20 protein-coding genes, 1 pseudogene and 2 riboswitches are annotated in these 22,621 nt (G+C 44.5%); of the genes and pseudogenes, 15 read left to right on the top strand and 6 right to left on the bottom strand.

Translation table 11 applies throughout. The features are described from left to right. Positions 1–32: 32 nt before the first annotated feature. The 6 genes and pseudogenes from KHQ79_RS17090 to gabP all read right to left on the bottom strand — a co-directional run bounded on the left by KHQ79_RS17090 (position 33) and on the right by gabP (position 5,690). Positions 33–190, bottom strand: a pseudogene (locus KHQ79_RS17090) (hypothetical protein). A 188-nt stretch (positions 191–378) separates the two neighbouring features. Next, entirely contained in the window at positions 379–588 is a 210-nt protein-coding gene (locus KHQ79_RS17085) for a cold-shock protein (RefSeq protein WP_003234008.1), read from the bottom strand. Positions 589–670: 82 nt separating this feature from the next. After that, the gene (locus tag KHQ79_RS17080; RefSeq protein WP_225516233.1) at positions 671–1,486 is read right to left on the bottom strand and encodes an alpha/beta fold hydrolase; all 816 of its coding nucleotides are present in this window, start codon (positions 1,484–1,486) and stop codon (positions 671–673) included. A 13-nt stretch (positions 1,487–1,499) separates the two neighbouring features. Continuing rightward, on the bottom strand, positions 1,500–2,489 hold the full coding sequence (locus tag KHQ79_RS17075) for a DUF4003 family protein (protein WP_225516231.1): 990 nt from the start codon (positions 2,487–2,489) through the stop codon (positions 1,500–1,502). A gap of 99 nt (positions 2,490–2,588) precedes the next feature. Then, positions 2,589–4,130 (bottom strand): outer spore coat copper-dependent laccase CotA, encoded by a 1,542-nt coding sequence (gene cotA, locus KHQ79_RS17070; protein WP_225516229.1) that lies wholly within the window; start codon positions 4,128–4,130, stop codon positions 2,589–2,591. 150 nt (positions 4,131–4,280) lie between these two features. Beyond that, positions 4,281–5,690, bottom strand: coding sequence for a GABA permease (gabP, locus tag KHQ79_RS17065; RefSeq protein ID WP_004397738.1), 1,410 nt, complete (start codon positions 5,688–5,690; stop codon positions 4,281–4,283). A gap of 412 nt (positions 5,691–6,102) precedes the next feature. Here gabP and mneS point away from each other — a divergent pair, with 412 nt between their 5' ends. The 15 genes from mneS to purB all read left to right on the top strand — a co-directional run bounded on the left by mneS (position 6,103) and on the right by purB (position 22,560). Further along, positions 6,103–6,975 carry a manganese transporter MneS gene (gene mneS / locus KHQ79_RS17060; RefSeq protein WP_133488799.1) on the top strand — a complete coding sequence of 291 codons (873 nt, stop codon included), beginning with the start codon at positions 6,103–6,105 and terminating at the stop codon, positions 6,973–6,975. Between the two features lie 150 nt (positions 6,976–7,125). Beyond that, entirely contained in the window at positions 7,126–8,088 is a 963-nt protein-coding gene (locus tag KHQ79_RS17055; RefSeq protein WP_225516227.1) for an AAA family ATPase, read from the top strand. Continuing rightward, positions 8,088–9,284 carry a DUF58 domain-containing protein gene (locus KHQ79_RS17050; RefSeq protein WP_225516225.1) on the top strand — a complete coding sequence of 399 codons (1,197 nt, stop codon included), beginning with the start codon at positions 8,088–8,090 and terminating at the stop codon, positions 9,282–9,284. Before KHQ79_RS17055 ends, KHQ79_RS17050 begins: the two co-directional genes overlap by 1 nt. A gap of 21 nt (positions 9,285–9,305) precedes the next feature. Beyond that, on the top strand, positions 9,306–11,519 hold the full coding sequence (locus KHQ79_RS17045; protein ID WP_225516223.1) for a transglutaminase TgpA family protein: 2,214 nt from the start codon (positions 9,306–9,308) through the stop codon (positions 11,517–11,519). Between the two features lie 160 nt (positions 11,520–11,679). Continuing rightward, positions 11,680–13,221, top strand: coding sequence for a glutamine-hydrolyzing GMP synthase (gene guaA / locus KHQ79_RS17040; RefSeq protein ID WP_019257661.1), 1,542 nt, complete (start codon positions 11,680–11,682; stop codon positions 13,219–13,221). 109 nt (positions 13,222–13,330) lie between these two features. Continuing rightward, positions 13,331–13,864, top strand: a complete 534-nt coding sequence (locus KHQ79_RS17035) for a sigma-70 family RNA polymerase sigma factor (RefSeq protein WP_004397732.1) — start codon at positions 13,331–13,333, stop codon at positions 13,862–13,864. Beyond that, positions 13,846–15,306 carry a DUF4179 domain-containing protein gene (locus KHQ79_RS17030; RefSeq protein WP_225516221.1) on the top strand — a complete coding sequence of 487 codons (1,461 nt, stop codon included), beginning with the start codon at positions 13,846–13,848 and terminating at the stop codon, positions 15,304–15,306. The genes KHQ79_RS17035 and KHQ79_RS17030 overlap by 19 nt, the downstream gene beginning before the upstream one ends. A 152-nt stretch (positions 15,307–15,458) precedes the next feature. Beyond that, a riboswitch (purine riboswitch) is annotated at positions 15,459–15,560 on the top strand. A 135-nt stretch (positions 15,561–15,695) separates the two neighbouring features. Continuing rightward, a complete protein-coding gene (gene pbuG / locus KHQ79_RS17025) occupies positions 15,696–17,018 on the top strand; it encodes a hypoxanthine/guanine permease PbuG (RefSeq protein ID WP_060398064.1) in 1,323 nt (440 codons plus the stop codon). 209 nt (positions 17,019–17,227) lie between these two features. Continuing rightward, a complete protein-coding gene (locus KHQ79_RS17020; protein ID WP_225516219.1) occupies positions 17,228–18,031 on the top strand; it encodes a hypothetical protein in 804 nt (267 codons plus the stop codon). Positions 18,032–18,190: 159 nt separating this feature from the next. Further along, the gene (locus tag KHQ79_RS17015) at positions 18,191–18,358 is read left to right on the top strand and encodes a Fur-regulated basic protein FbpA (protein WP_004397726.1); all 168 of its coding nucleotides are present in this window, start codon (positions 18,191–18,193) and stop codon (positions 18,356–18,358) included. 214 nt (positions 18,359–18,572) lie between these two features. After that, on the top strand, positions 18,573–19,127 hold the full coding sequence (locus KHQ79_RS17010) for a DUF2179 domain-containing protein (protein ID WP_004397724.1): 555 nt from the start codon (positions 18,573–18,575) through the stop codon (positions 19,125–19,127). Beyond that, complete coding sequence (locus KHQ79_RS17005; RefSeq protein ID WP_003219403.1) at positions 19,127–19,324, top strand: NETI motif-containing protein; 198 nt, start codon at positions 19,127–19,129, stop codon at positions 19,322–19,324. Before KHQ79_RS17010 ends, KHQ79_RS17005 begins: the two co-directional genes overlap by 1 nt. A 78-nt stretch (positions 19,325–19,402) precedes the next feature. Beyond that, positions 19,403–19,504: riboswitch (purine riboswitch) on the top strand. Positions 19,505–19,644: 140 nt separating this feature from the next. Continuing rightward, complete coding sequence (purE, locus tag KHQ79_RS17000) at positions 19,645–20,133, top strand: 5-(carboxyamino)imidazole ribonucleotide mutase (RefSeq protein WP_004397721.1); 489 nt, start codon at positions 19,645–19,647, stop codon at positions 20,131–20,133. Next, positions 20,126–21,268 (top strand): 5-(carboxyamino)imidazole ribonucleotide synthase, encoded by a 1,143-nt coding sequence (gene purK / locus KHQ79_RS16995; protein WP_225516217.1) that lies wholly within the window; start codon positions 20,126–20,128, stop codon positions 21,266–21,268. The genes purE and purK overlap by 8 nt, the downstream gene beginning before the upstream one ends. Further along, on the top strand, positions 21,265–22,560 hold the full coding sequence (gene purB, locus KHQ79_RS16990) for an adenylosuccinate lyase (protein WP_019257664.1): 1,296 nt from the start codon (positions 21,265–21,267) through the stop codon (positions 22,558–22,560). Before purK ends, purB begins: the two co-directional genes overlap by 4 nt. Positions 22,561–22,621: the final 61 nt, after the last annotated feature.

Here is a 22,621-nt window from a genome sequence, read left to right as displayed (position 1 = left end):
AAAAACCACTCGGCATGGGCTGAGTGGTTTTTTTAATGGACGAGGTGCAGGGCTAATGATCCGAGCCATCTAAAGAAACGGATCAAAGGTATTGTCCAATTCAGAAGTTCCATGCATGAGTTGATTGCAAGGTTCAGCTTTTTGAACGTAGCCCTTTTTTTCAGTCTTTTTGCTGCTGGTTTGTGATCACGTTATCACTCCTTCGGTATCCATATTATACCATAACAATAAAATAAAAAGCCCTAAACATTTACAGTTTTGGGCTTCTTTCTAAGCTACGGCCTTTTGCAATGATAGGCCTTCATTCTGGATATAGAATCTGCGTCTCCGTTCGGGGATTGTTTGCTTGCAGGAGACTGCATTTATTATAGGGAAGAGCTAGCTTGTTTTCGTTTGGCTGTTGTTTTGGAGATTCACTAATGAACGGATGCCATCGACCATTTTACTTCCGCACAAAGGGCACAATGGCGTGTCACTGCTGGCGAAGTTTTTTCGGGTCCAGCCGTTACAGTCTTCTTTTGTGCATTCCCAAGTACTCACATCTTCTTTAGGCAGCGGTTCTTGATTACGTTTGTTATAGTAAGACATAAAGTCACTTCTTCCCTCATGTATTTTACTGCACATTTCTTATTGTCTCATACTTTTCCCTAATCTCCTAATTCCTTTTTCTTTATGACTTTCCAATCAGTCCATCTAAGAAGGAGAGGAGTGTGCTGTTAAAAGCGTCCGGTTCTTCTAAAAACGGGCAATGGCTGCTTTTTGAAAAGGTGACGAGCGTCGAATTTGGAATGAGGTCATGCAAGTGTTCTCCAGCAGCAGTAGAGAAAAATTTGCGGTCTTCCCCGAAGCACAGCAATGTCGGCACATTGATGTTTTGAAGGGTGCCGCGGTAATCAGCAGCCGTTTGGTTAAATAAAATCGTGCTTGAAATCGCAGCCGGCTGTTTGAGGATTTCTGCCAGCATCCATTCTGTTTCTGTCTCAGCAGGCGGTTCTGCGAACATATTATGGATGAAGCTTTCGTAGAATGGCAGCGGTTCAGTCTGAATGGCGTGCATCGCCGTTTTTAGACCGTCAAAATCAAACGGACCGTGTTCCCAGCCCTCCCATTGGTAGTCGGAAGCTGATTGATCAATAATGACAGCGGCTTGTATGTTATCATTCCCAAATTGATTGAGATAATCCCATACGACAAAAGCACCCATTGACCAGCCGGCAAGCACGGCACGGTCGAGCTCCATTGCTTTTAGAAATTCCCTTACGTCACGGGCATATTGGGAAATGGTGTGTCCGTGCAGTACTTTGTCGGATTCGCCGTGTCCTCTAAGATCGAGACGAATACACTGATAATTGGCAGAGAGTGCTGAGAACTGTTTGTGGAAAAATTGTCCGCTCATCAGCACTCCGTGTATAAACAGGATCGGTGTACCGCTCCCGTGCGTTTCATAGTACAGTCGTGTCTGATCTTCTAATGTGATGTAGGGCATTTTTACTCCTCCTCTAGTTTCCGTCTTGAGAATGACTGGCTGCTGTTGAACTGACGATGACAGCTGTCGCGGCTGCCTGCTGTGCCTGAATGGCGGTTTCGATGGCTGTGTACAGTCCTGATTCCATCAGCAGATTTTTCTCCATATGCTCACTGAGATATAGGCTGACAGCAATTTTGAAGTTCAATTCCTTTTTCCATTTGAATCGTTTTTCTTGGTTCAGCTCGTCTGTGATGGCCAGAACAGTTTTGATATCAGGCTCTTCCAGAAATGTGAGCAGGGCAAGATCAGGGTAATGGACATCCTTTGGTTTTTTGTGAGATTCAGTGATGGTTTGGAACAGCTTTCTGCATTGCAAAACAAGCGTTTCAGCGTCTTTTTCAGCGTGCAGGGCTAGGATGTGGCTGGTTTGGTGTAAGTGCTGGCCTTTGCGAAATCCGCCAGCTGCCAGCTGCTGATAGCTCGCTTCTGCTTTATTCAGCGCCTGTAATCCTTTCCCGTTCCCGGCCAGCAATACAGCAAGCGGGACATTTTGAGTTGACGTGAGGAAATAGTGATGTTTTTTCATCTGCTGATAAACAGAGAGCCCCATGTTCATCTGTTCTTTTTGATTGATCGCTTCGGACTTGCCGGTGAGTATGATAAGGGCGGAAAGGTAAGTGAAAATGTCCCGTTTGTATCCAAGCCTCACCATCTCATTGTATCTGTCAATAAAAGTAAGGAATGCTTGTTTGGCTTCCTGCTGAAAATGAATGTCCAGAATGGAAGCAACAGTAAAGCGGTGGTGTGAATTGAGTGTTGAGAAGCTGCCGATGTTTGATTTGATATAGCTGCTCAAATCATAAAAGCGCTGAAAATCAAACTCTCTTTTATTCACAATATATGCAGAAGAAATGAGCATTAATATCTGATCGTGTGAAACTTTCCATTTTAATTTTGATTTTAATTCGGCATAAATGGAAATGTATCGCTTTGTTTTTTCATTTAGGTCGTTTGTCAGCATAAAAAGCAGCTCCTTTTTGCTGTTTTTACGTTATACGATAAATGGGGCCAAAAGTTTCATAAAGAAAAAAACTTGCCTGCAAGAGGCAAGTTTGTCGGGTTATTTACGGGGATCTGTTATATCCATCGGTCTCATCATGTCATAGTCTTCATGCTCGAGAATATGGCAGTGCCATACGTATCGTCCGCTGTACGGCCCGAATGTCACGGCGATTCTCAGGACTTCACCGGCGTGAGCTTGAATGGTGTCTTTCCACCCCTTTTCACTTGGAGGCGGCGGAACAGCCGGGCCGGTATAGGACAATTCCCCTCTTTCTTGATAACGTGCGATATCAAACGGACGCCGGTCTAATACACGGAAGGAGACCAGATGCAGGTGGATTGGATGTGTTCCGCGTGTCGGGTTGATGATGGACCATATCTCAGTTGTGCCGGTTTTTGGTGCTTCTGTAACAGGATCGTGCCAGCGTTTGTTATTGAGAAGAAGGACGGGTCTGCCGTATTCGTCCTGAGTGCCTGCCAGTTTCAGTGTTCTGATGTTTTGTATTCTTTCATTCTGCACTGAAGGGTATGAGGCGAGGTACTTCGGCTTTCTGCTTTCGTCTTTTTGTTGCAATGGCTTTGTGACTCTGAATTGCATGACATTCGCATCTGTTTCGGGATTGACGTCACCGCCGCAGCCTTCGCTGTTTGCCAAAATGATCGATTGTCCTTCATAGGCTGTGAAGTCAATGATGATATCATAACGCTCAGCAGGCGCAAGACTAAAAGAGTTCAGTTTAACAGAACGAGGCAGGAGCCCTCCGTCTGAACCGATCTGAATAAATTCTCCGCCATTATCGAGTGACAGGTTATAGGTTCTCGTATTAGAGGCGTTGATGACGCGGAAGCGGTATTTCCTCGGTTCGACCTCCAAGTATGGCCATGCCTTCCCGTTGACGAGTATGGTTTCTCCGCAAAAAGCCGGAACGATTGATGGGTTAGGCAGTGACGGGGAAGGGTTTTCAGGCCCGCTTGGATAAAACAAAGAACCGTCCTCATTGATCGTGCGGTCCGTGATAAGAAGCGGCACGTCGTATTCGCCGGAAGGCAGCTTTAAGCGTTTTTCCTTTGGATCGTGAATAATATAAGCGCCGACAAGTCCGGCATAGACATTTAGCCTGGTCAGCGCCATGGCGTGATCGTGATACCACAATATAGCCCCGCGTTGCTGATTCGGATAATGATAAACCTCTCGTTTAAAATAAGGGCCTGTTTGTTCAAAGTCTTTGGAAAACCAGGCCTCCGGATACCCGTCACTATCATCAGGCGTGACGCCTCCGTGTAAATGAACGACAGTCTTTACCTCGGGCTCTTCATGCTGGCTGTCACTATGATGAATGGTGTGGTCGATCGGAAGAAAATGCTCTGACGGAAGGTTGTTCATCCATTTCACATAAACGTTTTCGTTTCTTTTAACCTCAATGGTAGGACCGGGAAATAAGCCGTTGTAGCCCCACAGGCGGGTCGGGGGGAGATCGCGGTGAAGCTGATGAGTGCATTCCTCCATGGTGACTTCGTAGTAAGTCTTTTCTTTTGTTTGCTGCACCGGCTTTAGTGTATCTGGGATTGGGAGAGCATCCGCAAATTTTTCAAGTGTCATTTTCATCGTCCTTATCTAAATTTTCCAAATTGGTACTATAGTTAATGACAATAAGGACGTGATGGTTACAAAAAAATTTGTGTGTCGCTCCTGCTCGAAGAAGAAAATAACAAAATCCTAAACGGCAGACCGTTTAGGATTTGATCAGCATTAAGGCAGGATGTCGGGCTGCTGTTGTGTGACTGGCTTGGCTGCCGCTTTCTCGCTCACCTTGCGTTTTCTGAACGCAAGATAAGAAATCAGAACGATTCCCGTGATGACGCCTGTCAGCAGCAGCTCGTCTCTCATGGAATCAATAAACGCCATAGATACTAAAATTCCGCAGATGGCGATGATGGTCAAGTAGGTTAGGAAAGGAAAGAGCCACATTTTGATCTTCAATGCTTCCGGGTTTGTTTTTTCGAGTTTTTTTCGCATTCTCAGCTGGGAAACAGCGATGACGAGATAGACGAGCAAAGCAATGGCGCCTGATGAGTTCACTAAGAATAAAAAGACTGTGTCCGGTGAAAAGTAGTTCATTACGACCGCGATATAAGAGAAAAATGTTCCGGCGACAATGGCTTGTACGGGAACGCCTTTTTTGCTCAATTTCATAAAACGGCGCGGCGCTTCGTTTCTTTCTGCGAGTGAATACAGCATTCTGGATGTGGTGTACAAACCTGAATTCAGGCAAGAGAGTACGGCTGTGAGGACGATAAAGTTCATAATCTGCGCGGCTGCCGGCACTCCAATATGCTCAAGTACAGCGACGAAAGGGCTTTCTAATATATTCGCTGAATTCCAAGGCAAAAGCGCCACAACAACGGCGATAGAGCCAACATAAAAGACGATGATGCGCCATACAACGGACCGGGTCGCTTTTGTCACGGATTCGATCGGATTGGATGTTTCTCCCGCTGCAATGGCAACAATTTCTGTTCCCATAAAGGAAAAGATGACAACAACAATGCCGAGTAATACGGAGCTGATGCCTTCCGGGAAAAATCCGCCTTTGCCTGTAATATTGGATAAACCGACTGGTTCACTGCCTGGCGCAAAGCCAAAAATAAAGGCAAAACCAACGATTAGAAAAGCGATGATGGTAACAACTTTAATGAGGGAGAACCAATATTCGAACTCACCGAATGACTTAACGGAGTAGATATTTGTCAGGGTGAGCAAGATCGTCAAGATCAAACTTGTCAGCCATAGCGGAATATCTTGGTACCAGTATTGAATAATGCCTGCGCCGGCGATTGCTTCGATCGCGATCACAATCACCCAGAAAAACCAATACAGCCATCCGATTGTAAATCCTGCCCACGGTCCGATGGCATCGTGAGCGTATTGAGAAAACGATCCGCTTGTCGGGTTTACGGCAGACATCTCACCGAGCATTCTCATGATAAAAATCACCAATAATCCGGCTAACGCGTAAGAAATAATGGCACCGGGCCCAGTAGAGTGAATCACTGAACCGCTGCCTACAAATAGGCCGGCTCCGATCACGCCGGCGATCGAAATCATTGTCATATGGCGGGTCTTTAATTCTTTTTTTAATCCTGATTGAGACTGGTTCATAAATTACCTCCTTTAAGAATGAAGTCATTACTGAATATTATGATAATTGAAACTCTATCATAAATATACAGTTTGTCGAAAATTCGTGTAAGAAAATATAACAGCTTATTTCAAATTTGTAGTGTTTTGTTGGCGATGTTTTCAGCAGATATGCTTGGAATAAAAGAAAAAATGTTCCGTTAATTATTCATTTTTGCAGTTTGGTATAATTTTAAAAATATGGAAGGTTGCCAGAAGCGTTGGCATCATTGAAATTGAAGGGATTTTCAGATGAGAAAATAAATTGGTTTAGAGAAAAAGTGTTCTATCGTCACTATTTTTCTGTGGCTGGTGAATCATGTTTCTGTAGACCCACTGCGGTTCAGCTTTGTATCATAATAATAGGAATACACGTGCGGAGAGGAGGTTTTGTATGGAGAGATATGATGAACTGAAAAAGGGAGAATCCGGGGCGCTGGTCAGCATTGCCGCGTATCTTGTCCTGTCCGCGATGAAGCTGATTATCGGGTATCTTTTTCACTCGGAAGCACTTACGGCAGACGGGTTAAATAACACAACTGACATTATTGCTTCTGTTGCTGTGCTGATCGGCCTGCGTATCTCTCAAAAGCCTCCTGATGAAGATCATCCATACGGCCACTTCCGTGCGGAAACAATTGCATCACTTATCGCATCGTTTATTATGATGGTTGTCGGACTGCAAGTGCTATTCAGCGCCGGAGAATCTATTTTTTCTGCTAAACAAGAGACACCGGATATGATTGCGGCTTGGACGGCAGCGGGCGGGGCAGCCCTGATGCTTGTGGTCTACCAGTACAATAAAAGGCTGGCCAAAAAGGTGAAGAGCCAGGCGCTCCTTGCCGCGGCTGCTGATAATAAATCAGATGCGTTTGTCAGTATCGGCACGTTTATCGGAATTATAGCAGCGCAATTTCACCTTGCTTGGATTGATACTGTGACGGCGTTTGTGATCGGTCTTCTTATTTGCAAAACGGCATGGGATATTTTTAAAGAATCATCTCACTCATTGACAGATGGCTTCGACGTAAAGGACATTTCGGCTTATAAACAGACGATCGAAAAGGTCTCCGGAGTGAGCCGGTTAAAAGACATTAAAGCGAGATACTTGGGCAGTACTGTTTACGTAGATGTGGTAGTTGAGGTATCGGCAGATTTAAATATTACGGAAAGCCACGATATTGCCAATGAAATTGAGCGGAGAATGAAGGAGGAGCATGCAATTGATTATTCGCATGTTCATATGGAGCCTTTAGAACGCAAATAATTGAGCTTCCTGTCACAGGAAGCTTTTTTGTGTGTTTTGGCCTGCTTTATTGGAAACAATTTGCTAGAATCGTTTTTTTATACAGATTGTTTTTTGTGGTAAAGTTAGGTTACGATATGATGAATTTTGTAGATGACTAGGAGGAAAAGAATGGCATATCAAGAAGACCTGCACCCTTTGCTGGGGAAAGCAGTTGAACATATTAATAGAGTAATGGTTGGAAAACGAGACATCGCCATACTCAGTTTAGCAGCCATTCTTGCCAAAGGGCATGTGCTGCTTGAGGATGTGCCCGGAGTCGGAAAAACGATGATGGTCCGCGCACTGGCAAAGTCAATCGGCGCCGATTTCAAAAGAATCCAATTTACTCCAGATTTGCTGCCATCTGATGTAACAGGCGTATCCATCTATAATGCGAAAACGATGGAATTTGAATACCGTCCGGGCCCGATTATGGGAAATATTGTGCTTGCCGATGAAATCAACCGTACCTCTCCGAAGACACAGTCTGCTTTGCTTGAAGCGATGGAAGAGGGAAGTGTAACGGTAGATGGCCATACGATGCCGCTTGCCGCTCCGTTTTTTGTGATGGCAACGCAAAACCCGGTCGAATATGAAGGGACCTATCCTTTGCCGGAAGCCCAGCTTGACCGTTTTTTATTCAAACTCCGCATGGGTTATCCGTCCTTTAATGAGGAGCTGGACGTCTTATCTCTTCAGGAAAAAAGCCATCCGATTGAGACACTTGAACCGGTTATTACAAAAGAAGACTTCATCCGTTTGCAGCGGGAAGTTCAAAATGTCCGCGCTGATGACAGCATAAAAGAATATATTGTTGAAATTGTGCAGAAAACGAGACAGCATGTCTCTGTTCAATTAGGCGTCAGTCCGCGCGGATCAATCGCTCTGATGAAAGCGGCCCAAGCATATGCGCTGCTGCATTATCGCGACTATGTCATTCCGGATGATATTCAATATTTGGCTCCTTTTACGCTTCCGCACCGGATGCTGCTGCAGCCAGAGGCGAAATTTGAAGGGATCCAGGCAGAAGCGATTGTACGGGAGATCATGTCAACTGTGAAGGTGCCGGTTCAAAGGTCGTCGATCCGCTGATGAAGAAGAAATTGCAATGGCTGGTATATGGGTGGAAGCTGATTGTATTAACGTTATTGACGGGTGCTGTTTTTTCCTACGCAATGTTTCAGGGCGGCTTTGTCAGCTGGTTTTTGTTTTACGCATTTCTCCCTTTTGTCGTGTACGCCGTGCTGCTGGCGTTGCACCCGCTCCGCTCTTTTCAGGCTTCACGGCAAATGGCCAAAACACAATTGCATGCGGGGGACAGGCTGGGCGTGTCGGTTACGCTGAGAAGAAAGCTGCCGTTTCCCCTGATGTATATGGTGATTGAAGATTGCCTGCCAGAAGGAATCGAGTCATTGAACCGAGACGAAGCCGCGGCCAAACGGCTCGTTTTTCCTTGGTTTAAACGGAGTATGACAATGTCGTATGAATTAGCTCGGGTACCGCGCGGGGAGCATCATTTTCATGCTGTCAGGGTGCGGACCGGGGATGTTCTCGGTCTGATTGAAAAAACAGCTTTTTATGAGCTGGAAGACACCTTGTTTGTTTATCCATCCTTTCAGCGTCTTCCTTATCAGGTGAATGAGAAGCAACAGGAAGACGGGGTAAGCGGTTCTTCTCCGATTCATCAGCACCATTCCGCAGTCGCAGCAAGTGTGCGGAATTATCAGCCGGGAGACCGGTTTGCTGCACTAGATTGGAAGACTTCTGCACGGCGAAACCAGCTGATGACGAAGGAATTTGAACCGTCTCGAAGCAAAAACCTGTTTCTTCTGATGGACCGATTTTCCTCGGAAGCATTCGAAGAGGTCGTTTCTGTGACAGCTTCGATTCTTCATTCTGTTTTAAAAAACGGCGCGGGGGCAGGCTTAGCCTCAGTTGGAAAGGAAAAAAATATTTTTCCTATTCAGGAGGGGGAGCAGCATTTTAAGCACATGCTTCGTCATTTAGCCGTCGCTCATTGTGATGCGGCTGACCCGGTAAGCCGATATGTACGGGAGGAGCTGGGGAAGCAGTCTGTTCGCCAAGCTGACAAAGTGATCGTCACGGGACAGTTCACGGAAGATTTGCTGAACATAGCAGAAATCGGGGGCGGCCGGGTGACAGTGATACTGGCAAAAGAGAAAGCTGCTGAGCTTTCTCAAGCTGAAAACGTCATGATCGAACGCATGATGAAACGTCAAATCAGAGTTCAGGTCATGAGGGGCGGACAAGTTTCGCGTGTTGTTTAGAAAGAGAGGTGACGGGTGCACATGCCGCACGATGACCAGAAGGGAAGCCGTTTGAGCTTGCTGTTATTTTATTTTCTGGCGTTTTTATTGCTGTGGGAGTGGCTCAGGCCGCTTGACAGTTTTACAGATACGAAACATACGGGCTTTTTTATTGTGTTTATCGGCTTGACGTTTCTGCTGACCTTTTTCAGGATGAGGTGGTTTGTCACCGTTCCTTTTTGTGTCATATTTACGTTGATCTCGATACACATCCTGTTTTATCAAGGATCTATATTTGACTTGAGCTGGGTCAGCTCTTTTTTAAAGGATGTCTATTTGAATATCACGCTGATTCAATCAGGGCAATGGAATGACATGATTCCTTCGTTTCGGACCCTGCTGTTTTTTGTGCTGCTGTGGCTGCTGGTCTATCTCCTTCATTATTGGGTGATTTACCAGAGAAGAATCTTGTTTTTCTTTATGATGACAGTAGCGTATATTACGATTCTTGATACCTTTACACCATATGACGCTACTTTTGCCGTCATCCGTATCGTGCTGATCGGCTTCTTTATGCTGGGCCTTTTATACTTAGAACGCATCAAGCTGATGGAAAGAATCAAGCTGTCAAAAACATCTGTCTTGAAATGGTTTCTTCCTTTATCTGTATTGATTTTGGCTGCGGTGGGATTCGGACTTTCCGCTCCGAAATCAGATCCGGCTTGGCCTGATCCGGTGCCTTTTCTCAAAAAAATCACCAATCAAGACCGTGTGTCGGCTGGAGAAAGCAAAATCGGATACGGGAACCATGATGAATCACTCGGCGGCCCGTTTCAGCAGGATGATACCCCTGTTTTTACATGGCAAGGAAAAGAGCGAACGTATTTCCGCGTGGAAACGAAGGATACGTATACAGGAAAAGGCTGGATTGAAACAGACACAGGCATGTCATATCAGCTAAGCGGAGGAAAAGTTGAAAATCTGTGGTTCGACCACAAGGTTTCGACAGAGCGCAGCACCGTCCGAGTAAAAGTCGATGATCACTACGGGTATAACCATGTGATGTATCCGATCGGTGCGGTAACCATTCAGCCAAAGCAGGCTGTCTCACTTGAAATGAACGGGAACACTGAACAAATTTCTCCGATCAGTGAACAAGCCGGTGAGATCAGAAATATGGGAAGCTATACAGTAACGTACAATTCTCCGGTCTACAAGCTGGATGAGCTGAGAAAGGTAAAAGTGAGAAACAACAGTGAGGAATACACATTCAGCGACCGCTATATGCAGCTGCCGGATTCACTGCCTGAGCGGGTGAGAACCCTTGCGATCGAGCTGACCCAGGATCACAATAATATGTTTGATAAGGTGAAAGCGGTTGAGGAATACTTAGGATCAAATGAGTTCACATATGAAACAGAAAACGTGACCATCCCTAAGAATGATGAGGATTATGTCGATCAATTTCTGTTTGAAACAAAGATGGGCTACTGTGACAACTTTTCTTCCGCTATGGTGGTGCTCCTGCGTTCGGCCGGCATTCCGGCCCGCTGGGTAAAGGGGTATACGTCCGGCGAATATAAAGAAGCAGGAAACAAAAACGGCAGCATCTACGAAGTGACAAATAACAACGCCCATTCCTGGGTAGAGGTGTATTTCCCGGAACAGGGCTGGGTCACATTTGAGCCGACTAAAGGGTTTACAAATCCGGCTGAGTTTACTTCTACTGACACAAAGGATTCCGGCAGCGAAAGCAGCAGCTCGACGGAGAAAACAAAAGAGGAGCAGAAAGAAGAGAAAAAACAGCCGAAAAAAGAGGAAAAACAAAAGGATAAACGGGAGCCAGTTGGTTCTGAAAAGTCGTCCGCTTCACATGCAAATGCCGGTGCAGGATGGTATGTAGCGCTTGCACTTCTTGCAGTCCTCCTGTTGGCAGCGGTATTGCTGTATGTTTTCCGTTCGTTATGGATGCCTGTTTTCGTGGTGAGAAAATTGAAGCGGCGCAGCGATCAGCACGTGTTTTTTGAAGCATATGGCGCTCTCCTGAAACAGATGAAGAGAAGAGGACTGCCGAAACAAGGCAGTGAAACGCTGCGTGATTATGCGAAACGAATCGATGGAAAACATGGCTCAGAAGACATGTCAAAGCTGACATCAAGCTATGAACGGGCGCTATACAGAAATGAAGATTCGGCGAAGCTTTGGAATGAATCCAGAGAGTTATGGGAAAATTTAATTAAAAGAAGATGGTCTTGACCGCTTATCAACGTGTTGTTAGAATTAGTGAATATTATCGGAGTCTGGGAGCGAGTTGCCGGACTCCGGCAAACGGCCTTGCCAAAGAGGGCGGAGCGGCTTCATATCTGTCCTCGTTTTTTTCTGTGTCAAAAAACTTAGAGGAGATTAGGTGACAACCATGACAAAGTTAGTGAATGAAATGATTCTTGTCCTTGATTTCGGCAGTCAGTATAACCAGCTGATTACACGCCGTATCCGTGAATTCGGGGTATACAGCGAGCTGCATCCCCATACATTGACGGCTGAAGAAATTAAAGAAATGAATCCAAAAGGAATTATTTTATCCGGCGGTCCAAACAGTGTGTATGATGAAAACTCTTTCCGCTGTGATGAGAAAATCTTCGAGCTTGATATTCCTGTTTTAGGAATTTGCTACGGCATGCAGCTGATGACCCATTACCTTGGCGGTAAAGTTGAAGCGGCAAGCCAGCGTGAATACGGAAAAGCAAACATCCGTATCGAAGGCACACCTGATTTGTTCAAAGATCTTCCGAACGAACAAGTGGTTTGGATGAGCCACGGCGATTTGGTTGTAGAAGTTCCTGAAGGCTTCACTGTTGACGCGACAAGCCATCACTGCCCGAACTCAGCGATGAGCAAAGCGGACAAAAAATGGTACGGCGTTCAGTTCCACCCGGAAGTGCGCCACTCTGAATACGGCAATGATCTTCTGAAAAACTTTGTATTCGGCGTTTGTGATTGTGAAGGCAAATGGTCAATGGAGAACTTTATTGAAATTGAAATGCAAAAAATCCGTGAAACGGTCGGAGACAAGCAGGTTCTTTGCGCGCTAAGCGGCGGCGTTGATTCCTCTGTTGTTGCTGTTTTGATTCATAAAGCGATCGGCGACCAGCTGACTTGTATCTTTGTAGACCATGGTCTTCTCCGTAAAGGCGAGGCCGAAGGTGTTATGAAAACATTCAGCGAAGGCTTTAACATGAACGTGATTAAAGTAGACGCAAAAGACAGGTTCTTAAATAAACTAAAAGGCGTTTCTGATCCTGAGCAAAAACGCAAAATCATCGGTAATGAATTCATTTACGTGTTCGATGATGAAGCGGACAAGCTCAAAGGCATCGACTACCTTGCACAAGGAACGCTTTACACAGATATCATCGAGAGCGGTACTGCAACGGCGCAAACGATCAAATCTCACCACAATGTCGGCGGGCTTCCTGAAGACATGCAGTTTGAACTGATCGAGCCGTTAAACACGCTCTTCAAAGACGAAGTGCGCGCGCTTGGCACAGAGCTCGGCATTCCTGATGAAATCGTATGGCGCCAGCCTTTCCCAGGACCGGGACTCGGAATCCGCGTTCTCGGCGAAGTAACAGAAGAAAAACTGGAAATCGTTCGTGAATCAGATGCGATTTTGCGTGAAGAAGTTGCAAATCACGGGTTAGAGCGTGATATCTGGCAATACTTCACTGTTCTTCCTGACATCCGCAGCGTTGGTGTTATGGGTGACGCGAGAACATATGATTACACAATCGGAATCCGCGCCGTTACTTCAATTGACGGCATGACATCTGACTGGGCACGTATCCCGTGGGATGTGCTTGAAGTCATTTCTACACGTATCGTGAATGAAGTGAAGCATATTAACCGCGTGGTGTATGATATTACAAGTAAGCCGCCTGCGACGATTGAGTGGGAATAAGTAAATAGCTAATAGAAAAACGTCCCTTTTATAAAAGGGGCGTTTTTTTGTTAACTTTTTGAAACCGTTTCGGCAGTTTTCATATCTAACAACATAGGAGGTGGATAAGGTGAAGGAAGAAAGATTGATTACAAAGGCGAGAAAAGGAAATGCTCGGGCCTTTGAAAAGCTTATGATGGCACATCAGGAGACTTTATACAAAACAGCCTATCTCTATTTAAGGAATAAAGAAGATGCACTTGATGCTGTACAGGAAACGGCTTATAAAGCTTTTATCAGTATAGAAAAATTAAAAGAGCCAAAGTACTTTTTAACGTGGCTTACTCGAATACTGATTCATTCCATTTTTGCCATGAATAAAAAGAAAGGAGAATTGGTCCCATTTGAGAAACATCATGATACTGGAACCGATCAAGCAAATATTGAGGAATACATAGATTTGCGAAATGCGATTGATTCACTTGATGAACATGTTCAGCTCACGATTCAGCTATATTATTTTCAAGATTATTCGATTTCAATGATAGCTGAACAAACAGGAATGGCAGAAGGCACGATTAAAACACATTTACATAGAGCGAGAAAAGCATTGAAACAGGAGCTGGAAAAGGAGGATCAAAACATATGGACAAACACCAAGTGAAGCAGATATTTGATGACATAGAAGTGCCAAAGAAAGAGCTAAAAAAAGCAATACATCAAGCTGTCGTCCGTGCTGAAAATGAAAATAACACAAGGCGCCGTTTTAAATGGGCACGAACAATTACAAATGGAATCGCTGTTGCTGCTGTGGTATGTATACTGTATTTAACGTCCGGTCTTTTTCTGCCATCTGTAAACAAAGCGATGGGAAGCATACCCATTGTCGGCCAAATTTATAAGGAGTTTCAAGATAAAGTTGGCCTATCATTGTTTAAAAGCAATTTGGTCACAGCTCTGAATCAAAAAGCTGAGTCAAGGGGAATCACTGTGTCTGTAAACAGCTCCTATTACGATGCCGGACAGCTTGTCTATAATTTCACTGTTGATAACTTCCAGTCTGATGAAAAAGAGATCAGCTATAATGTGGACGAAGCGAATTTTAACGACAATGTTTCAATCAACTATGATTCCTTAATGCTCAAAAAATTAAATAACAAACAATACGCAGGACAATTAAGGATTTATACAAATGGTACTGAAATAAAAAATGGGGATACCGTGCCTTTTGTTATTACTCATATCAATGAAATACAGGGAAATTGGAGATTTAAACTGCCTATTACCAAAAAGAATGCGAACTATTTAGAAAGCTCAAAAGTTGTATCGGCTTATCATAATCGTTATCAATTTTCCAATATTCAAGTGGAAAACGGGAAACTTGGATCTGTCCTTCAATTTACAATAGATTATCAAGGCATAGCAAAGCATGATACGGTTGAAATTAACGAAGTCAAAGATGATTTAGGAAACACATATGAGATGTCAGCGTCAAACATCGAACTTGGAGATCGCAAAAAAATCAACGAGAGAACGATAAGAGCAAAAGGCCAAACACAGTTAAAATCACCAATCAATCCAAAAGCGAAAAAGCTAACATTAATAGTAGATATTAGATCTGAGGCTGAGGGAAGTGAAATAGTCCCGCTAAATGCAGGGATGCCGTATCGTCTTTCTGAAACAAAACATCAAAACATAGGGATTGAAATCAAGAACATTAAACAAGAAGGGAGGAAAGTATTGGTTCATTACCGCTTCACAGGAGTTGATACTTCAAGTATGTCAAAAGATGACTTAGTGAATATAGGTGAAATGATTGGCCTTGGTGATATGAAAAAAATGCAATCATGGTCTGATCCAATGGCTTATTATGAAGAAGGTTATTATTTGAAATGGAATAAAGCTGAAGTGCAAAATATGGACACAGCCGAAATGCTATCTACTTTTGAACTGGATGACGCATATCTTGATAAGCTGTCTTTAAAGCATTTTGAGTTTAATGAATACGGTCTGTATATTGATAAAGGCGTTTTAAATGACCTGATTCAACTAAAGCCATTCTCGTTTACTGTACCAGTGCATCAGGTGAGTCAGCCTACAAGATAAAATCATTTTTAGTTGAAAAACCGTATGAAGTCATACATACGGTTTTTATCATTGTTACCAATTTAGTCAATAGACGAATAAACCAATTTTTTTAATAAGTAATGTTCGTTGTTTATATTGTCAATTCAAAATGAAGTTGGTACAATAGACACAGAAATCAAATAAGATGAATTCGTATAATCGCGGGGATATGGCTCGCAAGTCTCTACCAAGCTACCGTAAATGGCTTGACTACGTAAACATTTCTTTCGTTTGATATAAATAAAACACGTTTATTTATTCAAACTGAAACCCGTCTGTAGTCAAGCGTCCCAAAATGTATTGGGGCGTTTTTTATTTGGCGTTTTCAGGGCAGGATAAATAGCAAAGAGTGAAGGGAGTCAAATAGCTTGAAAAAGTTTTTTCAGTTTGATGAGCTGGGCACCAGCTATCGCAATGAAATCATTGGCGGATTAACGACTTTTTTATCTATGGCATATATTTTGTTCGTCAATCCGATTACGCTTGCTTTGGAGAGCGTGAAAGATTTTCCGGAGGCGCTGAGAATTGACCAAGGTGCGGTCTTTACAGCGACAGCGCTGGCGTCAGCAGCAGGCTGTATCTTAATGGGATTGATAGCGAGATATCCGATTGCCATCGCGCCCGGTATGGGGCTGAACGCGTTTTTTGCGTTTTCTGTCGTCCTCGGTATGGGCATTTCATGGCAGGCAGCTTTGTCTGGTGTTTTTATTTCAGGTCTTATTTTCGTTGCTCTTTCTTTAACAGGTTTTCGTGAAAAAATCATCAACGCCATTCCGCCTGAGCTGAAATTGGCAGTCGGCGCGGGGATCGGCCTGTTTATTACATTTGTTGGATTACAAGGTTCAGGAATCATTACAGCGAATCCTTCTACACTCGTCACCATCGGAAACATTCACAGCGGTCCTGTACTGTTAACGATTTTCGGTGTGATTGTAACTGTTATTTTAATGGTGCTTCGCGTTAACGCAGGCGTGTTTATCGGGATGCTGTTAACAGCGGTTGCCGGCATGATTTTCGGATTGGTTCCGGTTCCGTCTCAAATCATCGGCAGTGTGCCGAGCCTTGCGCCGACGTTCGGACAAGCATGGATTCACCTGCCGGATATTTTCTCCGTCCAAATGCTGATCGTCATTTTAACTTTCTTGTTTGTCGGTTTTTTTGATACAGCGGGTACACTTGTTGCTGTGGCGACTCAAGCTGGTTTAATGAAGGAAAACAAATTGCCGCGTGCGGGCCGTGCGCTTTTAGCTGATTCATCTTCCATTGTAATCGGTGCCGTGCTTGGTACGTCTACTACAACTTCTTACGTTGAATCAAGCTCAGGTGTCGCTGCGGGTGCCCGTTCAGGATTTGCGGCTATTGTAACAGGTATTCTCTTTTTACTGGCTACGTTTTTCTCACCGCTTCTGTCAGTCGTTACATCAAATGTAACAGCTCCGGCGCTGATTATTGTCGGTGCATTGATGGTGGCGCCGCTTGGCAAAATCGCTTGGGATAAGTTCGAAGTGGCCGTTCCTGCTTTCCTTACCATGATCATGATGCCGTTAACGTACAGCATTGCGACTGGGATTGCCATCGGATTTATTTTCTACCCAATTACGATGGTGTGCAAAGGAAAAGCCAAAGAGGTTCATCCGATCATGTACGGACTGTTTGCCGTATTTATCCTGTACTTTATCTTCTTAAAATAAGGAATGGAAACCAGCTGCCGGTGCAGCTGGTTTTTTTGTTGCAAAAGGTAAAACCATTTCATACGATATACCGTCATGTAGATGTGCCGCCATGCTTTACTTAAATGGAAATGACTTGACTGTTCAGGAAGGCTTCGGTACCTTATATAAGTGTTTTATTTTCTTACTGAATGGTATTCCGCCGTATTTTTTTGATAGGAGTTGCTGACATGACGGAAGAAAGAAAAGAAACGTTTGAAGAAGAAGTTAACCAGAGTGAAAGAATAGATGCAGATGAAGAACCGCTATCGAGAATGTCCAGAAAGGCGAGCCGACAAAGCAAGCAGAAGCAAAAACAAAAGCAGAAACCGCACCAGGAACGCGGTGAATCAACTGCTAAAGACAAGCTTGCGTCTGTATGGGCAGCCATCAACAGATATTGCGGTTTTGCGTTCTCGATTTTAAAATCACCGGCGAAAACCGTCGTGGCGGATGGTTTTTCTCATTATAAGTATGGGCTGATTTCAATGCTTATATTCAGTGTGATCTTTTCAATCGGGAACTGGTTTCAGTTAAAGGCGAGCTGGAATCGGCCGCTCGGGTTTGGAGAACGCCATCACGCTTTCTATGACGGATTTTTAGTCGTTCTTGTGTATTTGCTCCTCTTTTTCGCGGTAATGGTCTTAGCGGTATGGGCCGTCTCCCGCTATATGATGAAGCAGAAGGTGACGTTCAGAGAAGCGGCTGCCGGTTTGGGTTCATTGCTTGTACCGGTGATTGCTGTTTCAATCCTTTGGCTGATCTTTGCGATCGTGAATATCCCGATGCTGACAGTTCTGTTTACAGTGCTTATCTTGTTTTCGATCTTTTTTATGATGGCGCTGTATGTGCAGCGTCTGTATCAGGCGGCACACGATGCACCGATTGACTATATCTATTGTGTACTTGCTGTGGTTGCGGTAGCGCTGCTGTTTACGGCGGTGACTTGGCCGTTGATTTCTGAGTATTTCACGGCGTCGCTGATTCCGCTTTAATGAAAAAAACCGGCTGTTTATAGCCGGTTTTTTTATGTCACACTTTTTACAAATATATCTAAAAAACACAGTTGATTTGTAGGATTAATCCATGTATGATAGGGAAAATGCTGTAAACGTCCAGCGCACAAACCTTTATGTTTAAGGAGGATGATGGACATGGCCGATTTACTTCGCCGAGCGATTAATCGGAAGAAACAATTTTTAAAAACCAAATTACTGCTCTCGGAATTTTATCAGGGAAGAGGGGAACAGCTGGCTGATTATACGCTGAGTGAGCTTGAAAAAGAATACAAGTCCCTTCTGAAAATGAAAAAAGAGATCTGACAATATATGAGAAGAGGTGAGTCTGCTGAAAAGCGGGCTTTTTTGTTTTGATTTTGAAAAGGTGAGAAAGAGGGTAAACTACTACTGTTCAACCTGATAAAGTGTGTCGAAATATTTTCCTTAGGCTTACGGCCGCAACGGATTGTAAATGACTCGTTTCTCTAGTAGAATATGAATGCTTTATGCAAGCTGAAGAGTAGGGGGATGAAATAAAATGATGCAAACCATCTTATCAAATGGGATAGCCATGGTTCTCATAATTCTCATTATTAATATTGTCTATGTGTCATTTTTTACGATAAGAATGATTTTAACGCTGAAAGGCCAGCGGTATTTAGCGGCCGGCATCAGTACGATTGAAATACTGGTTTATGTGACAGGACTGAGTCTGGTGCTCGATAACTTAGACCAGATTCAAAATGTAATCGCGTACGCGCTCGGTTACGGTCTTGGCGTGATTGCCGGCATGAAAATAGAAGAAAAATTGGCACTTGGCTATATTATGGTCAACGTGATTACGAAGGAGCTTGATCTTGATCTTCCGAAGCAGCTTCGTGAAAAAGGCTACGGCGTGACGAACTGGGTGGCAGGCGGGCTTGAAGGCGACCGCACAGCTCTTCAGATTCTGACACCGAGAAGATATGAACTCCAGCTGTATGATACGATTAAAACACTTGATTCAAAAGCATTTATTATTGCATATGAACCCAAAACAATTCACGGCGGCTTCTGGGTTAAAGCGGTGAAGAAGAGGAGAATTAAAGAATAATGGCAAAGCCGAAGAAGAAGAAGTTTGAAGTGACAGAGCAGCAAACCATTGATGCGGTGCTTCAGCAAATGAAAGAAGAAGGATATCTGCCTGTACGGCGAATGGAAGAGCCTATTTTTATGGAAAAAAAGGAAAATGGGTCAATTCAGATCGTTCCGTGCGGGAAAAAAATCGTATTTGAAGGGAAATTGATCTAAACACGAACATTAGTAGAATGAATTTTTGTATCGTTCGATAATATCGTTGACATTATCCATGTCCGTTGTTAAGATAAACATGAAATCAAAACACGACCTCATATAATCTTGGGAATATGGCCCATAAGTTTCTACCCGGCAACCGTAAATTGCCGGACTATGCAGGAAAGTGATCGATAAAACTGACATGGATATATCGCAGAAGCGAACGACTGACGATACATGTACCATGCCCGGTTTGTATTGCTTCCTCATAAGTGCAATGCAGAGCGGGTATTTTTTATTTTCTGAAAACTAAAGCATTAGAAGGTGGGAACAGAATGCAGCCGCTAGTAGGAATCATCATGGGAAGCACTTCCGATTGGGAGACAATGAAAAACGCATGCGATATTCTTGACGAACTCAATGTTCCGTACGAAAAAAAGGTCGTTTCCGCTCACCGGACGCCTGATTTGATGTTTGAATACGCTGAAACTGCCAGAGAGAGAGGCATCAAGGTGATTATCGCTGGTGCCGGAGGAGCAGCGCATCTGCCGGGGATGACGGCTGCGAAAACAACACTGCCGGTCATCGGAGTTCCGGTTCAGTCCAAGGCGCTAAACGGAATGGATTCACTTCTTTCCATCGTCCAAATGCCTGGAGGCGTGCCTGTTGCGACAACAGCCATCGGCAAAGCGGGCGCTGTGAACGCAGGCCTGTTAGCGGCGCAAATTTTGTCAGCTTTTGACGAAGATCTTGCCCGTAAGCTGGATGAGAGAAGAGAAAATACAAAACAGACGGTGTTAGAAAGCAGTGATCAGCTTGTCTAATCAAATCATCTATCCGGGAGCTGTAATCGGCATTATCGGCGGCGGCCAGCTTGGAAAAATGATGGCTGTGTCCGCCAAACAAATGGGGTATAAAGTCGCAGTCGTTGATCCGGTGAAAGATTCGCCGTGCGGGCAGGTTGCGGATGTCGAAATTACCGCTCATTATAATGACCGTGAAGCGATTCGAAAATTGGCGGAAATCAGCGACATCATCACGTATGAGTTTGAAAACATCGACTATGATGCGCTGCATTGGCTAAAAGATCATGCGTATCTCCCGCAAGGAAGTGAGCTGCTGCTCATTACCCAAAACCGTGAAACAGAGAAAAAAGCAATACAAGCCGCGGGCTGTGAAGTCGCGCCGTACAGCATCGTCAAAACAAAGGATGAACTGAAACAGGCTGTACAGGAGCTTGGGCTTCCCGCAGTGCTCAAAACATGCCGCGGCGGATACGACGGCAAAGGACAATTTGTCATCAAGGAAGAGGCGCAAATTGAGCAGGCTGCCGCTCTTTTAGAGCATGGAACTTGCATTCTTGAAAGCTGGGTTTCTTTTGAAATGGAACTGTCGGTTATCGTCATCAGATCGGTAAACGGCGAAATTTCAACATTTCCGGCAGCTGAAAACATTCACCACAACAATATTCTTTTTCAAAGCATCGTGCCTGCACGGGTGGAGGAAGGAATTCAGAAGAAGGCTGCTGAGCTGGCCGTTAAGCTTGCAGAAGAGCTTAACCTTGTCGGACCGCTTGCTGTTGAAATGTTCCTGACAGAAGACGGAGAGCTTTTGGTCAATGAACTGGCGCCAAGGCCGCACAATTCAGGGCATTATACGCTGGACCTTTGCGAAACGAGCCAGTTTGAACAGCATATCAGAGCGATATGCGGCCTTCCGCTTGGGAAAACAGATTTGCTGAAGCCAGGCATGATGGTGAATCTTCTCGGCGATGAAGTGAAGCTTGTTGAGGAGGAGCCGGAGCTTTTAAAAGAAGCAAAGCTATATATATACGGAAAACACGAAATCAAAAAAGGCCGCAAAATGGGGCATATTACATTTATGAAGCAACCTGAAGACCACTGGATTCAGGAGATCACAAATAAATGGATGAATAGAGACGGAGGACAAGCAGAATGATCGAACGTTATTCAAGACCTGAAATGTCCGCGATTTGGACGGATGAAAACAGATTTCAAGCGTGGCTAGAGGTGGAGATTCTTGCCTGTGAAGCATGGGCGGAACTTGGCGTCATCCCGAAAGAAGACGTAAAGCTCATGCGCGAGAACGCGTCATTTGACATTAACCGCATTTTAGAAATCGAACAGGACACGCGCCATGACGTTGTCGCTTTTACACGCGCCGTTTCCGAATCACTGGGCGAGGAAAGAAAATGGGTGCACTACGGCTTAACGTCAACTGACGTTGTTGATACTGCTCTTTCTTACTTATTAAAACAGGCAAACGATATTCTGCTCAAGGACCTTGAGAGATTTGTTGACATTATAAAAGAAAAAGCGAAAGAACATAAATACACAGTCATGATGGGGCGCACACACGGCGTACATGCTGAGCCTACAACATTCGGCTTAAAACTTGCGCTTTGGCATGAAGAAATGAAACGTAATCTTGAGCGTTTCAAACAAGCGAAAGAAGGCATCGAGGTTGGGAAGATTTCCGGCGCTGTCGGCACATATGCGAACATTGATCCATTTGTTGAGCAATATGTCTGTGAGAAGCTCGGATTGAAAGCAGCACCGATTTCGACTCAAACCCTTCAGCGTGACCGCCATGCTGACTATATGGCGACACTTGCTTTGATCGCGACAAGCATCGAGAAATTCGCAGTGGAAATTCGCGGACTGCAAAAAAGTGAGACACGCGAAGTTGAGGAATTTTTCGCGAAAGGGCAAAAGGGTTCATCTGCAATGCCGCACAAACGCAATCCGATCGGCTCTGAAAACATGACAGGCATGGCGCGCGTCATTCGTGGCTACATGATGACGGCTTACGAAAATGTTCCATTATGGCATGAACGCGATATTTCTCATTCTTCAGCAGAACGGATTATTCTTCCGGATGCGACAATCGCGCTGAACTACATGCTGAACCGCTTCTCTAACATCGTGAAGAACTTAACGGTCTTCCCGGAAAACATGAAACGCAACATGGACCGCACACTCGGCCTTATCTACTCTCAGCGCGTGCTGCTTGCTTTGATTGACACAGGCCTGACTCGTGAAGAAGCCTATGATACAGTGCAGCCGAAGGCAATGGAAGCGTGGGAAAAACAAGTGCCGTTCCGTGAGCTTGTGGAAGCGGAAGAGAAAATCACTTCCCGTCTTTCTCCGGAAAAAATTGCTGACTGCTTTGATTACAACTACCATCTGAAAAATGTTGATCTGATCTTTGAACGTTTAGGTTTAGCATAGAAGAAGCTGTTAGGCGGCTTCTTCTATGCCGCCGCAGTTTGAAAATTCCCAACATTCGGGT

This window comes from Bacillus sp. TSO22, from assembly GCF_020223595.1.
In the GTDB taxonomy this organism is placed as follows: Bacteria; Bacillota; Bacilli; order Bacillales; family Bacillaceae; genus Bacillus; species Bacillus inaquosorum.
The sequence above is the reverse complement of the archived record's forward strand: the minus strand, read 5'-3'. Positions and strand labels throughout refer to the sequence as shown.

Coding starts and splice junctions, on each gene's coding strand:
- KHQ79_RS17085 (WP_003234008.1), bottom strand. CDS start 588: ATGTCTTACTATAACAAACGTAATCAAGAACCGCTGCCTAAAGAAGAT.
- KHQ79_RS17080 (WP_225516233.1), bottom strand. CDS start 1,486: ATGCCCTACATCACATTAGAAGATCAGACACGACTGTACTATGAAACG.
- KHQ79_RS17075 (WP_225516231.1), bottom strand. CDS start 2,489: ATGCTGACAAACGACCTAAATGAAAAAACAAAGCGATACATTTCCATT.
- cotA (WP_225516229.1), bottom strand. CDS start 4,130: ATGACACTTGAAAAATTTGCGGATGCTCTCCCAATCCCAGATACACTA.
- gabP (WP_004397738.1), bottom strand. CDS start 5,690: ATGAACCAGTCTCAATCAGGATTAAAAAAAGAATTAAAGACCCGCCAT.
- mneS (WP_133488799.1), top strand. CDS start 6,103: ATGGAGAGATATGATGAACTGAAAAAGGGAGAATCCGGGGCGCTGGTC.
- KHQ79_RS17055 (WP_225516227.1), top strand. CDS start 7,126: ATGGCATATCAAGAAGACCTGCACCCTTTGCTGGGGAAAGCAGTTGAA.
- KHQ79_RS17050 (WP_225516225.1), top strand. CDS start 8,088: ATGAAGAAGAAATTGCAATGGCTGGTATATGGGTGGAAGCTGATTGTA.
- KHQ79_RS17045 (WP_225516223.1), top strand. CDS start 9,306: ATGCCGCACGATGACCAGAAGGGAAGCCGTTTGAGCTTGCTGTTATTT.
- guaA (WP_019257661.1), top strand. CDS start 11,680: ATGACAAAGTTAGTGAATGAAATGATTCTTGTCCTTGATTTCGGCAGT.
- KHQ79_RS17030 (WP_225516221.1), top strand. CDS start 13,846: ATGGACAAACACCAAGTGAAGCAGATATTTGATGACATAGAAGTGCCA.
- KHQ79_RS17020 (WP_225516219.1), top strand. CDS start 17,228: ATGACGGAAGAAAGAAAAGAAACGTTTGAAGAAGAAGTTAACCAGAGT.
- KHQ79_RS17015 (WP_004397726.1), top strand. CDS start 18,191: ATGGCCGATTTACTTCGCCGAGCGATTAATCGGAAGAAACAATTTTTA.
- KHQ79_RS17010 (WP_004397724.1), top strand. CDS start 18,573: ATGATGCAAACCATCTTATCAAATGGGATAGCCATGGTTCTCATAATT.
- KHQ79_RS17005 (WP_003219403.1), top strand. CDS start 19,127: ATGGCAAAGCCGAAGAAGAAGAAGTTTGAAGTGACAGAGCAGCAAACC.
- purE (WP_004397721.1), top strand. CDS start 19,645: ATGCAGCCGCTAGTAGGAATCATCATGGGAAGCACTTCCGATTGGGAG.
- purB (WP_019257664.1), top strand. CDS start 21,265: ATGATCGAACGTTATTCAAGACCTGAAATGTCCGCGATTTGGACGGAT.